Here is a 12825-nt window from a genome sequence, read left to right on the forward strand (position 1 = left end):
CCCCGGACTGATAACGTATTTTCCTCCTCATTAGCCGGTGGTGCCGCCGCCAGCGCCGCCGGGGTACCCATTCCCGCGTATACCCAGAATAAACCTTTCCACCACCCGGGCCACGCCCCCTTCTTCATTGGAGGCGGTAACCACGTCGGCCCGGGCCTGAATTTCCGGCCGGGCGTTGGCCACCGCCACCCCCAGGCCGGCCCACTCGATCATTTCCAGGTCGTTGTAACTGTCCCCCACGGCAATAACCTGGCCCGGTTCCAGGCCGTAATAGCCCGCCACCGCCGCCAGGGCGTGCCCCTTGGTGGCGGCGGGGTGGGAGAATTCCAGAAAATAGGGTTTGGACTTGGTAATATGTAATTTGTCCCCATAAACGGGTTTAAGCTGTGCGGCCAGGGCATCCAGCTCTTCTTCCCGGGCAATCACCAGTACCTTGGTGGGGTCCTGCCCGGCCCGTTCCAGAAAAGGGATCAGGGGACCCACCTCTTCCGCCTCCACCCGGGAGATGGACTGGTACAGCCTGCTCTGTTCCGTATGGCGGGCCACATAGAGCCGGTCGTCCAGGTAAATGTTCATATGATAACCATATGCATTCACCCGGTCCATAATGTCCAGGGCGTAATCCAGGGGCACCGGCCGGTGGAGGACCACCTCCCCGGTAACCGGGTGCTTCACCAGCGCACCCTGATAGGTGATAATGGGGGCGTTGATCTTTAATTCCACGGCAAAGGGCAGGGCCGCCCGGAACATCCGCCCGGTGGCCAGGGTAACCACCACCCCGCTCCTTTGGGCCCGGGCCAGCGCCTCCCGGGTCTCGTCACTTATGCGCAGGTTTTTATCCAAAAGGGTATCGTCCAGATCTACAGCCAGCAGTTTGTATTCCGGCAACAAAAATACCTCCTGCCATGGTCCTTGACCGTTGGATTTAATAGCCCGGCACACACCGGTTTAAGGCAGCTCCGCAGTAAACTCCTTTACCCTGGTAAAATCATGGTATCAGTGAGTGCCGGGCTGGTTGAGCCAACTTTACCGGTCTTATTTGCAGCGGGAATCAGCGTTCCCACGGGTGACTCCTGCGTAAAATACGGGACAAACCGGACGGGCATGCCCGTTAATACTTTACCAGATTTTAGTCTGACTGTCCATGGCTATTACCGCAGTTTCCCTTAAAATTAGCATTTTTCCCGGCCACCCGGGTTATACCTTGCCCATCCCCAGAGGGGTAGCCCGGGCCGCCTTTTAACTGCCAGGCCGGTGGTAAGCCGGCCCGGGAAGTCCGTCCCTTTTTGTTAATTATTTCCGTTACGGCCTTTCAAAAATTGGTGCACCGCCTCCGCCGCGGGGCGGTTCATGCCGGGCAGGGCGGCCAGTTCCTCCACCGTGGCCCGGGATATGGCCTCCAGGGAAGGATAGGCCTTAAGCAGTGAACGCCGGCGGGCGGGACCGATGCCCGGGATTTCGTCCAGGAGGGATTTTAAATTGCGCCGGGTGCGCAGCTGCCGGTGGTAGGATACGGCAAAGCGGTGGGCCTCGTCCCGCAAGTGCTGCACCAGGTGCAGCGCCGGGGACTCCCGGGGCAGCCGGATGGGCCCGCTGCGGCCGGGGGCGAAGAGCAGTTCCTCCTCCTTGGCCAGGCCGCAGGCCGGGATGTGCCCGAACCCCAGTTCCTCCATGACTTCCCTGGCGGCCGAGAGCTGTCCCCTGCCTCCGTCCACAATCACCAGGTCGGGCAGGCGGTGGAATCCGGCCTTCTTGCTGGAAAGCTGCCCGGTATTGATCAGATCCCGCTCCTCCCGGGCCCGGGTAAAGCGGCGGCGGAATACTTCCCGCAGGGAAGCGAAGTCGTCGGGGCCCTCCACGGTGCGGATTTTGAACCGCCGGTACTGGTCCGGCGCCGGGCGTCCCTCTTCGAAGACGGCCATGGAGGCCACCGCTTCCGCTCCCTGGATATGGGAAACATCGTAGCATTCGATGCGCCGGGGCACCCTTTCCAGACCCAGTTCCCGGGCCAGTTCCTCCGGCGCCGCGGCGCTTCTATCCCGGAACCGCCGTTCCAGTTCCGCCTCCTGCAGGGCTAAAAGGGCGTTCCGGGCCACCAGGTCCACCAGCTGCTTCTTTTCCCCCCGCCGGGGTACGTGCAGGTGCACCCGGCCGTCCCTTAACCGGGACAGCCACTCTTCTATCCCCCGGCTCTCCTCCGGGTCGATTTCCGACAGGAGGATCTCGGCGGGGATAAATTCGGCCCGGGGATAATATTGCTTGACAAAGGCGGTCATCACCTCGTCCCGTTCCATGTCCCCCGTGCCCTCCAGCAGGAAACCGTCCCGCCCCACCACCTTGCCCCCGCGGACAAAGAAAAGCATCACGTAAGAAAGATCCCCGTGGCGGGCCAGGGCCAGCACATCCCGGTCGCCGGCGTCATCGGAAACCACCTTCTGGTTCTCCAGCACCTGTTTTATGGCCTGCAGCTGGTCCCGCAGGCGGGCCGCCCGCTCAAACTCCAGCTTTTCCGCCGCCTCATGCATCCGCCGGGTCAGTTCTCTCACCAGGTCGTCCTGCCGCCCCTCCAGGAAAAGGCAGATCTCCCCGATCATTTTCCGGTAGCTCTCCCGGTCCACCAGGCCGGCACAGGGGGCCGGGCAGCGGCCGATGTGGTGGTTCAGGCAGGGACGGCGGGAGCGGGAGACCACGGTCCGTGTCCCGCCCTTCAGGGTTCCGGCCTGCCCCGCTGCTTCCGGGAGTCCCTTTGGAAATTCTTTTGCGGCGCCGGTGCGAGAGGTGCGGTCTTCCCCCACCGGCAGGGCCTCAATCTTCTGCTTGCAGGTGCGGAAGGGAAATAGCCGGCGCAGGAGGTCCAGGGTCTCATGCACCGCCCCCACCCGGGTGTAGGGACCGAAATAACGGGAGCCGTCCCGCACCAGCCGCCGGGTGATGTATATCCCGGGGAAGTCCTCCCCCAGGGTAACCTTCAGGTAGGGGTAGCTTTTGTCGTCCTTGAGGTAAATGTTGTACCGGGGCCGGTGTTCCTTGATCAGGTTTGACTCCAGGACCAGGGCTTCCACTTCGTTGTCGGTGACGATATATTCAAAGTCCACCGCCCGGCCCATTAAGGAGCGCACCTTGGGGCTCTGCCGGGCGCCGTTCTGGTAATATGAGCGCACCCGGTTTTTCAGTGAGACGGCCTTGCCCACATAAATAACCTCCCCGGCGGCATCCCGGAAAAGATACACCCCGGGTTTGTCCGGGAGGCGCTGCAGCTTTTCTTCCCCATCCATAGTTCATCCACCCACCCTATAACGAAGCCACATTATCCCGGGCCGCTTCCCCCTTCTCCATGGGCATCCCCATCCCCGTTTCACCGGATAGGATGGCCTGCTCCCGGCGACCGGCCGCCAGCACCCGGCCAAGGAACCGGCCGGTGTAGGAGGCGCCCACCCGGGCCACCTCCTCCGGGGTGCCCGTGGCCACCACCCGGCCGCCGCCGTCGCCCCCCTCGGGGCCCAGGTCGATAATGTAATCGGCGGTTTTAATCACGTCCAGGTTGTGCTCGATGACCACCACCGTATCGCCGTTCTCCACCAGGCGGTGCAGCACCATGAGCAGCCGGTGCACGTCGGCCATGTGCAGGCCGGTGGTGGGTTCGTCCAGGATGTACAGGGTGCGCCCGTTGGAGCGGCGGGAGAGTTCCGTGGCCAGCTTCACCCGCTGGGCCTCCCCCCCGGACAGCTCAGGCGCCGGCTGGCCCAGGCGGATGTAGCCCAGGCCCACGTCCTGCAGGGTTTGCAACCGCCGGTGTATCCTGGGGATGTGCCGGAAGAACTCCACCGCCTGGTCCACCGTCATGTCCAGCACGTCGGCAATGCTTTTCCCCTTGTATTTGACCTCCAGGGTTTCCCGGTTATAGCGCCGCCCCTTGCACACCTCGCAGGGCACGTAAACGTCGGGCAGAAAGTGCATTTCAATTTTGATGATCCCATCCCCGGCGCAGGCCTCGCAGCGTCCCCCCTTGACGTTGAAGCTGAACCGCCCCGGTTTGTAGCCCCGCACCCGCGCCTCGGGGGTCTGGGAGAAGAGATCCCGGATGTCGCCGAACACACCGGTGTAGGTGGCCGGGTTGGAGCGGGGGGTGCGGCCGATGGGGGACTGGTCCACGTTGATCACCTTGTCCAGGTGCTCCAGCCCCTTAACTCCCCGGCAGGCCCCGGGCTGTACCCGGCTGCCGTGGAGTTCCCGCACCAGGTACTTGTATAAAATTTCGTTGACCAGGGTGCTTTTACCCGAACCGGAAACACCGGTAACACAGGTAAATACCCCCAGGGGGAAGGTAACGTCGATGTTTTTCAGGTTGTGTTCCGCCGCCCCCAGCACCTCCAGGGCCTTGCCGTTGGGCCGCCGGCGCACCGCCGGCACCGGGATGTACCGGCGGCCGCTTAAATACTGGCCGGTGATGGATTGCGGCGTATTGATAATGTCCTCCAGGGTGCCCCGGGCCACCACTTCCCCGCCCTTCTCCCCCGCCCCGGGACCGATATCGATGATGTGGTCCGCCGTCCGGATGGTGTCCTCGTCGTGCTCCACCACGATCACCGTGTTGCCCAGGTCCCGCAGGTGCAAAAGGGTGTCCAGCAGGCGCTGGTTGTCCCGCTGGTGCAGGCCGATGCTGGGCTCGTCCAGGATGTAGAGGACGCCGGTGAGACCGCTGCCGATCTGGGTGGCCAGACGGATGCGCTGGGCCTCCCCGCCGGAAAGGGTGCCCGCCGCCCGGTCCAGGGTGAGGTAGTCCAGGCCCACGTTCACCAGAAAGCCCAGCCGGGCGTTGATTTCTTTGAGTATCTGGCGGGCAATGATCCGCTCCCTCTCCGTCAGCTCCAGGCCGGCAAAGAAACGCTGCGCCTCCTTAACCGACAGGCGGGTGACCTCCACTATGGACAGGCCGCCCACCTGCACCGCCAGGGCCTCCGGCCGCAGGCGGGCGCCGCCGCAGTCCGGGCAGGGGCGGTCGCTCATATAACGCTCCATTTCCTCCCGCATATACTCGGAAGAAGTCTCCCGGTAGCGGCGGGAAATATTGTTGATGACGCCCTCAAAGGAAGCATAGTATTGCTTCCGGTGGCCGAAGGTGTCCCGGTAAACCACCGGGATGCGCTCGCCGCCGGTGCCGTAAAGGATTTTTTCCAGATGCTCCGGGGCCAGTTCCGCCACCGGCGTGTCCAGGGAAAAACCGTACCGGTCGGCCAGGGCCTCCAGGCAGGCATAGGCGTTGCTGCCCTTGAACCAGCCCTCGATGGCCCCCCCCGCAATGGATTTGCTCTTGTCCGGGATGACCAGGTCCGGATCCACCTCCCGCTTCACCCCCAGGCCGGTGCAGGTGGGGCAGGCGCCGTAGGGGCTGTTAAAGGAAAAAAGCCGGGGGGCGATTTCCGGCAGGCTGACCCCGCATTCCGGGCAGGCGAAATTTTCATTAAAGAGGATTTCCGGGCCATCCACCACCGCCGCCAGGGCCACCCCGCCGGCCTGCCCCAGGGCCGTTTCCAGGGAATCGGCCAGGCGCCTTTCCGCCCCGGAACGGATGATTACCCGGTCCACCACGATTTCAATGGTATGCTTTTTATTCTTTTCCAGGGTCACTTTTTCCGTTAAATCCCGCACCTGGCCGTCCACCCGCACCCGGGAAAAGCCGTTTTTGCGGATCTCCTCCAGCACCTTCTGGTGCTCGCCCTTTTTCCCCCGGATCACCGGGGCCAGGATTTGTAACCGGGTGCCCTCGGGCAGGGAAGTGAGCTGATCCACCATCTGCTCCACCGTCTGCCGGGCAATGGGGCGGCCGCAGGACGGGCAGTGGGGCCGGCCAGCCCGGGCGAAGAGCAGGCGCAGGTAATCGTAGATTTCCGTCACCGTACCCACGGTGGAACGGGGGTTGTGGCTGGTGGTCTTCTGGTCGATGGAAATGGCCGGGGAAAGGCCTTCGATGTAGTCCACGTCCGGCTTGTCCATCTGGCCCAGGAACTGCCGGGCATAGGCCGACAGGGACTCCACATAGCGGCGCTGCCCCTCGGCGTATATGGTGTCGAAAGCCAGGGAAGATTTCCCGGATCCGGAAAGGCCGGTAAACACCACCAGCCTGTCCCGGGGGATTTCCACATCGATATTTTTCAGGTTGTGCACGCGGGCACCTTTAATGATAATTTTATCGGGCATCGTCGAAAAACCTTTCCTTTCTTGACATCTAAATACCCGGATAATAAAATGGCGGTAAGGAACCGATCTGGAAGGCAGCCAACCGGACAGAATAAGGAATTTTCAGGAAAGGGGCTTTTTTATGAATAACCTCGCTCCTCCCGCCGGGAAGATCATCCTCACCTACGAGGATTACCTGGACCTGCCGGATGACGGCAACCGTTATGAGATCCTGGAAGGAGTGCTGCACGTGACTCCATCCCCCACCACCCGCCACCAGCGGATTTCCCGCAACCTGCAACGGATTGTTGATGATCACGTGCTGCGGCACGATCTGGGCGAGGTATTCTATGCTCCACTGGATGTGCTTTTCTCCCGGATCAGTATTGCCCAGCCCGACCTGATCTTTATCTCCCATGAAAGGGCAGCAATCATTACCGACAAAAACATCGCCGGGGCGCCGGACCTGGTGGTGGAAATCCTTTCCCCCACCACTGCCAAACGGGATAAAGTAACCAAGGCCCACGTCTATGCCCTGTACGGCGTAAAATACTACTGGCTGGTGGACCCGGACAGCACCACGGTGGAGGAATACCGCCTGGAAGGGGAAGGCTACGTCCCGGTGAACCGGGTCGCCGGCAATGCCCCCTTCACCCCGGAAATATTCCCCGGACTGGTAGTGGACCTGGGCAAAGTTTGGGCCTGAACTGTCAACGGGTAAAGTAAACCCATGTTCCGCCTGCCGGCCTATTCCCCCGCCACTTCCGCCGCCGGCAGCAGGCGGGCGTCCTTGCCCCGCAGTTCCAGGCGCAGTTCAATGAGCATATCCCGCAGTGCGGCGGCCCGCTCGAATTCCAGGTGGCGGGCGGCCTCCCGCATTTCCTTCTCCAGGCGGCCGATCATCTGCTTCAATTCCTTCCTGGACAGCTTCTTCTTCGCCGGTTTTGGACCGGCCTGGTAAACCGCCGCGGGCTCCGCCGCCCGGGTGGCCTCGATAACCTCCCGCACTCCCTTGACCACCGTGCGGGGCACGATGCCGTGCTGCCGGTTGAACTCCATCTGCAGCTTGCGCCGGCGTTCCGTTTCCTTGATGGCCCGGGCTATGGACTCGGTGGTCCGGTCGGCGTAGAGGATCACCTTCCCCTCCACGTGGCGGGCCGCCCGGCCGATGGTCTGGATCAGGGAACGCTCCGAGCGCAGGTAACCTTCCTTGTCGGCGTCCAGGATGGCCACCAGGCTGACCTCGGGCAGGTCCAGCCCCTCCCGCAGCAGGTTGATCCCCACCAGCACGTCGAAGACCCCCAGGCGCAGGTCCCGGATGATCTCCATACGTTCAATGGCATTGATGTCCGAGTGCATATAGCGCACCCTGACGCCCATTTCCCGGAAGTAATCGGTGAGATCCTCGGCCATTTTCTTGGTCAGGGTGGTCACCAGCACCCGCTGGTTTTTGGCCACCCGCTGCCGGATCTCCGCCAGCAGGTCGTCCATCTGCCCCCGGGTGGGGCGCACCGCCAGTTCGGGGTCCACCAGCCCCGTGGGCCGGATGATCTGCTCCACCACCCGGGCGCTGTGCTCCAGCTCATAGGGGCCGGGAGTGGCCGAAACAAAGATTACCTGGTTTATTTTCTGCTCAAACTCGTGAAACTTGAGCGGCCGGTTGTCAAAGGCCGAAGGCAGGCGGAAACCGTGTTCCACCAGGGCTTCCTTGCGGGAACGGTCCCCCTCGTACATGCCCCGCACCTGGGGCACCGCCACGTGGGACTCGTCGATGAACAGCAGGAAATCCCGGGGGAAGTAGTCCAGCAGGGTGTAGGGGGGCTCCCCGGGCGCCCGGCCGGTGAGATGGCGGGAATAGTTTTCAATGCCCTTGCAGTAACCCATCTCCCGCATCATTTCAATGTCGTAATTGGTGCGCTGCTCCAGGCGCTGGGCTTCCAGCAGCTTGCCCCGGGCCCGCAGTTCGGCCAGCCGTTCCGCCAGCTCGGCTTCGATGGAGGCAATGGCCCGCTCCATCCTTTCCCGGGAGACGGTGTAGTGGCTGGCCGGGAAGATGGACACGTGCTGCCGCTCCCCCAGCACTTCCCCGGTGAGCACGTCGAACTCCAGCAGCCGCTCAATCTCATCCCCGAAGAAATCGATGCGGATGGCCCTTTCGGTATAGGAGGCGGGGAAGACCTCCACCACGTCACCCAGCACCCGGAACTTGCCCCGGGTGAAGTTCACGTCGTTGCGCTCGTACTGGATGTCCACCAGCTTGCGCAGCACCATATCCCGGTCGTAATTACCCCCCCTGCGCAGGGAGAGCACCAGTGTGCTGTATTCCTCCGGGTCACCCAGGCCGTAGATGCAGGATACGCTGGCCACGATGATCACGTCCCGCCGCTCGAACAGGGCGCAGGTGGCCGAGTGGCGCAGCTTGTCTATCTCGTCGTTGATGGAGGAATCCTTTTCGATATAGGTATCGGTCTGGGGGATGTAGGCCTCCGGCTGGTAATAATCGTAGTAGCTGATAAAATACTCCACCGCGTTATCGGGGAAGAATTCCTTGAACTCGCTGCACAGCTGGGCGGCCAGGGTCTTGTTGGGGGCCAGCACCAGGGTGGGGCGCTGCACCGCCTGGATCACCTGGGCCATGGTATAGGTTTTGCCGGAGCCGGTGACACCCAGCAGGGTCTGCATGGGGTAGCCCTTCTGCAGCCCCTCCACCAGTTGCGCAATGGCCCCGGGCTGGTCACCCCGGGGCTGAAAGTCGGATTTTAATTTAAAGGGACGCTGCTGAACAGGCATCTATATCACCCATTTCCCCAGGAGTTACTGGTGGAAACCCTCATTCCATAAATAAGTTAATTCAGGTACCGGGTACCGGACTTTTAAAACATTTTCCCGGGACATACTCCTCATTAGATTCTACCCCCCTTTGCCGGGCCTGTCAATGGCGCAACCAGTTTCAGGAAAACCATCGGCCTCCAACCAGCCGGGAGTATTACTTTTTTGCCCAGAAAAACCATGTCGAATAACTTATTTATCGTGACTCCCGCGTATCATGATACAGTGAACGCCATAACCGGGAGGGGCATAGTTTTTTTAACGGCACGCAGGCAAAATCCTCCGCCCCGCCAAAGGCGCCGGCCGGATAGTCGGCCGGGCGGGGCCGGGGGCGGATAGCTTCGTGCATCACCGGTTTTTCACCGCAGCGCCGGCTTTCGGCCAGCCAGCGCCGGACCAGTTCATCCATGCCGGCGTTGACCACCAGGCTCCGCAGTGCCGCCGCCCGGCGGGTGGTGAGCCGGCAGATGTAGGTCTGGCAGACCATAGGGCGCAAGCGATAAATGGAGCACCGGCCCCGCCGGGCATCCAGGAAAATGCAGGAACCGTCGGGCCGAAAACCCAGGCCGATGTCCACCACCGGCCCCTCCACGTATACATAGCCGTAACGGCGCAAAAAGGACAGGAGGGGCGAGGGATGACCCCGGAACTGGCGCCGGAAATGTTCGTCCCGCAGGAAGGCGGCCACATCGGGGAAGGTCAGGGGCACCCGCTCCCAGCAGCAGGCGGTGCAGCCGTTGCAGGGAGGACAGTGTTCCCGGATAAAATCGTTTAAAGCATCCAGGTAATCCCGTACCGTAGCGCCCCGGTCAATTATTTGCACATCATAGGCCGGTTTTCCGCCCAGAAGACAGTGGTTGATGCGTACTTTCAAAAGGGATTCTCCTCCCGCCGGGCGTTCGGGATTCGGATCTCAAGGGACATTTGTCCAGCAGGCAGCTGGAAATAACTAGCCCAACCCATGGGCGATGACATTAATTTGATTGACCACTTCAGGAATGTCTCTTGTTGCTGTTTCCCAAACTTCTTCCAGGTCTACCCCGAAATATTCATGAATTAAGATATCCCTCATTCCCGCTATTTCTCTCCATGGCACCTCCGGATACTTCTTTTTGAGCTGATCCGATACATTTTTAACCACTTCTCCGATTACCTCCAAACGCCTGATTACCGCTTCCTGGAGCATTTTATCGGCAAAGAATTTCTCTTTTTCTACGCCTTGAACCCACTCCAAAATCAGTTCGGCGCTTTCCAGAACATGCAAAAGTCGCACTTTGTCATCTTTTTCTTTACATGATCGCCCTCTTCTGCCGCAGGACCTTTTCCCGTAAAAGATGGCAAAGAGAGTTCTCCGTTATCACATCCACGTCTTTTTCAAGAGCTTCTTTTAATTCGTCGATTATCCTGGCATGAGTAAAAAGCGACCTTCTTGCACCGGGGGCGTATTCAATCAGGAAGTCTACATCGCTTTCTTCGTTTTGCTCCCCTCTCGCGTAGGAACCGAAGACAAAGGCCTTTACCACGCCGTACCGCCGGAATATTGGAACGGCTATTTCCTTGATTTTCTCCATATCCAAAGCGCTCACCTCCGAAAGTATTATACCCCGGGGAAAGGCCACCTTTCCAGCGTTTCCGGCCACAATAATCCTCCATCCTTTGCAGAGAATAAAGGCCGGGTAAAACACCCGGCCAGTGGTCTCCATCTGGTTTTTGATTTATCATGCCCGCCGCCCCGCTCCCGGCGTATGGCTTTCCAACTTAACTGGCAATACCTGCTAAAGCCCCATATCCTCGTTGACCACCAGTACGCGCACATCGGAAAGCCTGGGTTTGCGCTCCATGATGGTGATGATGCGGCAGATGCGGTCGGGCGAATTGCAGTCGGCACAGAAGCCGGTCTCTGCGCAAGGGGTCTTGCAATTGAGGCGCCTGGCGTTGGGCGGGGCGGCATGGGCCTTAATTCGTTTGATTGCTTCCTCTTCATCCTCGACCAGTTTATTGCGTCCGGCTACGATAATGACTTTTTTCGGGCCGAAGACCATGGAGGCCACCCGGTTGCCGGTGGCGTCGATATTAACCAGGCACCCTGTCAGGGTCAGAGCGTTGGTGCCCGTTAAAAAGAGGTCGCAGGTGAGCTGCCGGCGCATAATGGCCAGCCTTTCCTCCGGAGACAGCTCGGGCAAGCCGTGTATAAGCAGTTCTTTTCCCATCCCCCGCAACGCCCCGGCTACCTTTAAATCGGCCACCGAAAAGGAGCCACCGAAACCGATGGTGTCGGCTTCTGCCGCTTCCTTCAAGATATAATCAACTGCCTCCTGTTTTGTTTTGCAGTAAATGGCGGTGAAACCTTTTCTGCCCAGGGCCTGCACCGCTTTCTGGCATTTTTGTTCGTATGTCCAGTCAATCAATGTACCGGTTGTTACGCTCATTTTTCAAGCCTCCTTGTAAAGTCCTGTAAAGTTCCGCCGGATTAATCATACCTGTCCCACATCCCGCGACAGAACGGATCGTCCTGGTAGGAAACATGTGGTACATAAATTCGGCGACAATCCCTTCCATGTCTTTTCCTATCCATCCGTTTACCCCTGAAAAAAGATAGGCCGGTTTTTCATAACCAGACATTCAACCTCACGGGGAATTAAACCAACTCCTGGCCCTGATTAATCATTTCTCCCGGATGCCGTCAAACAGCGGAGACGCTTCCATTTTGCTCACCTCGATTATTTTTAAGATGATCTCCCTGGTAAAGCGGAGCGATGAAAACAGCGCCAGGCCAAGGTACAGGTCCGGTTGCCACTGGACAGGCGCTTCTTCTATGCGCCTGGCGCATTCCGCAAGCACTTCCTAGTCCGGAAGCTGGTGGCGCATCAGCGGCACCAGCGGGATAATCCCCACCGGGCCATGCTTTTGGAAAAGGACCTGGCTTTTTACCGCTGCGCTTTTCAACGCCCCAGCTTCCCCAGGAGCGCCTGCAGAAAGCCCCGGTACCGTCCAGGCCGCCGTTCCGGCACATCTTCCACGGCGATACCCCGGCCTTCCAGCACCCGCCGGGAGTTTTCAGCCAGCCACCGGGCCGCCTCGTCGCCCAAACGGCACTCCACTTCCTTCAGCGCCGGGGAGATTACAGGAGGCCGGCCGGTGGAGGAATGGGCGTCGGAGGCCACAAAGTGGGCCAGGCCGCGCTCCAAAAAATAAAAAGCCTTCCCGGCCGCCTCCCGGCCGAACATCCCGGTGAGACTGCCCGCGGTAACCTGGGCCAGCACCCCCCGGGAAACCAGCGCCTGCAGCAGGGCCGGGCGGCGGCAGAAGGCGGCGTTTCTTTCCGGGTGGGCGATGATGGGCGTAATCCCCCGGAGCTGCAGTTCGTATAGCACCCGCTCCGTATAGGGGGGCACAAAAGCGGCCGGCAGTTCCACCAGCAAATAACGACCCCCGTCATTTAAGGCCAGCAACTCTCCCCGGGCCAGGCGGTCCGGCAGGTCGGGTTCCAGGCGGTACTCGGCCCCGGGCAGGACTTTTAAGGAAAGATCATATTGAACCAGCAGTTCATTCAATCGGGCAACGGCCTGAAGAATTCCCCCGCGCGTCGGGCAAAACCGCCCTTCCACCACGTGGGGCGTGGCTACCAGGTGGCTTATGCCGTCCTCCACCGCCAGGCAGGCCATGGAAAGGGCCTCGCCCTCTTCCGGCGCACCGTCATCCATACCGGGCAGAATATGCGTATGTAAATCGATCATTTACGGTATCACCCCGGATAAATTAATGTAGCCGGTCATTAACTTGAGTTACGGTTTGCCAAGGTAACCAGAACACGCATAA

General features: G+C 60.4%; 11 protein-coding genes. 1 reads left to right on the forward strand and 10 read right to left on the reverse strand.

Annotation, left to right across the window (positions count from 1 at the left end):
- Positions 1 to 30 precede the first annotated feature (30 nt).
- The 3 genes from GFC01_RS08225 to uvrA form a co-directional block, all read right to left on the reverse strand.
- Positions 31 to 888, reverse strand: coding sequence for a Cof-type HAD-IIB family hydrolase (locus GFC01_RS08225; protein ID WP_152946152.1), 858 nt, complete (start codon positions 886 to 888; stop codon positions 31 to 33).
- A 401-nt stretch (positions 889 to 1289) separates the two neighbouring features.
- Positions 1290 to 3275 carry an excinuclease ABC subunit UvrC gene (gene uvrC, locus GFC01_RS08230; protein WP_243137358.1) on the reverse strand — a complete coding sequence of 662 codons (1986 nt, stop codon included), beginning with the start codon at positions 3273 to 3275 and terminating at the stop codon, positions 1290 to 1292.
- A 16-nt stretch (positions 3276 to 3291) separates the two neighbouring features.
- Entirely contained in the window at positions 3292 to 6198 is a 2907-nt protein-coding gene (gene uvrA / locus GFC01_RS08235; protein ID WP_152946153.1) for an excinuclease ABC subunit UvrA, read from the reverse strand.
- A gap of 121 nt (positions 6199 to 6319) precedes the next feature.
- Between uvrA and GFC01_RS08240 the strand changes: the two genes are divergently transcribed.
- Entirely contained in the window at positions 6320 to 6883 is a 564-nt protein-coding gene (locus tag GFC01_RS08240; protein ID WP_152946154.1) for a Uma2 family endonuclease, read from the forward strand.
- Positions 6884 to 6924: 41 nt separating this feature from the next.
- On the opposite strand, the gene uvrB is transcribed toward GFC01_RS08240, so the two are convergent.
- The 7 genes from uvrB to GFC01_RS08275 form a co-directional block, all read right to left on the reverse strand.
- Positions 6925 to 8967 carry an excinuclease ABC subunit UvrB gene (gene uvrB / locus GFC01_RS08245; RefSeq protein WP_152946155.1) on the reverse strand — a complete coding sequence of 681 codons (2043 nt, stop codon included), beginning with the start codon at positions 8965 to 8967 and terminating at the stop codon, positions 6925 to 6927.
- Positions 8968 to 9202: 235 nt separating this feature from the next.
- Positions 9203 to 9880, reverse strand: a complete 678-nt coding sequence (locus tag GFC01_RS08250) for a YkgJ family cysteine cluster protein (RefSeq protein WP_152946156.1) — start codon at positions 9878 to 9880, stop codon at positions 9203 to 9205.
- Positions 9881 to 9955: 75 nt separating this feature from the next.
- Entirely contained in the window at positions 9956 to 10279 is a 324-nt protein-coding gene (locus GFC01_RS08255) for a HepT-like ribonuclease domain-containing protein (RefSeq protein WP_341473842.1), read from the reverse strand.
- Positions 10280 to 10295: 16 nt separating this feature from the next.
- Positions 10296 to 10646 carry a nucleotidyltransferase domain-containing protein gene (locus tag GFC01_RS08260; RefSeq protein WP_194174871.1) on the reverse strand — a complete coding sequence of 117 codons (351 nt, stop codon included), beginning with the start codon at positions 10644 to 10646 and terminating at the stop codon, positions 10296 to 10298.
- A gap of 135 nt (positions 10647 to 10781) precedes the next feature.
- Positions 10782 to 11435: a lactate utilization protein gene (locus tag GFC01_RS08265; protein WP_152946159.1), complete on the reverse strand. Its 654-nt coding sequence runs from the start codon at positions 11433 to 11435 to the stop codon at positions 10782 to 10784.
- Between the two features lie 235 nt (positions 11436 to 11670).
- Complete coding sequence (locus tag GFC01_RS08270; protein WP_243137360.1) at positions 11671 to 11847, reverse strand: hypothetical protein; 177 nt, start codon at positions 11845 to 11847, stop codon at positions 11671 to 11673.
- A 101-nt stretch (positions 11848 to 11948) separates the two neighbouring features.
- Positions 11949 to 12743, reverse strand: a complete 795-nt coding sequence (locus GFC01_RS08275) for a tyrosine-protein phosphatase (RefSeq protein WP_152946160.1) — start codon at positions 12741 to 12743, stop codon at positions 11949 to 11951.
- Positions 12744 to 12825: the final 82 nt, after the last annotated feature.

It is taken from the genome of Desulfofundulus thermobenzoicus (genome assembly GCF_009428905.1).
GTDB classification, from domain to species: domain Bacteria; phylum Bacillota; class Desulfotomaculia; order Desulfotomaculales; family Desulfovirgulaceae; genus Desulfofundulus_A; species Desulfofundulus_A thermobenzoicus.

Bases quoted from the DNA above. Each gene is read 5' to 3' on its own strand.
- uvrC (WP_243137358.1), bottom strand. From the start codon at position 3,275: ATGGATGGGGAAGAAAAGCTGCAGCGCCTCCCGGACAAACCCGGGGTG.
- uvrA (WP_152946153.1), bottom strand. From the start codon at position 6,198: ATGCCCGATAAAATTATCATTAAAGGTGCCCGCGTGCACAACCTGAAA.
- GFC01_RS08240 (WP_152946154.1), top strand. From the start codon at position 6,320: ATGAATAACCTCGCTCCTCCCGCCGGGAAGATCATCCTCACCTACGAG.
- uvrB (WP_152946155.1), bottom strand. From the start codon at position 8,967: ATGCCTGTTCAGCAGCGTCCCTTTAAATTAAAATCCGACTTTCAGCCC.
- GFC01_RS08265 (WP_152946159.1), bottom strand. From the start codon at position 11,435: ATGAGCGTAACAACCGGTACATTGATTGACTGGACATACGAACAAAAA.
- GFC01_RS08275 (WP_152946160.1), bottom strand. From the start codon at position 12,743: ATGATCGATTTACATACGCATATTCTGCCCGGTATGGATGACGGTGCG.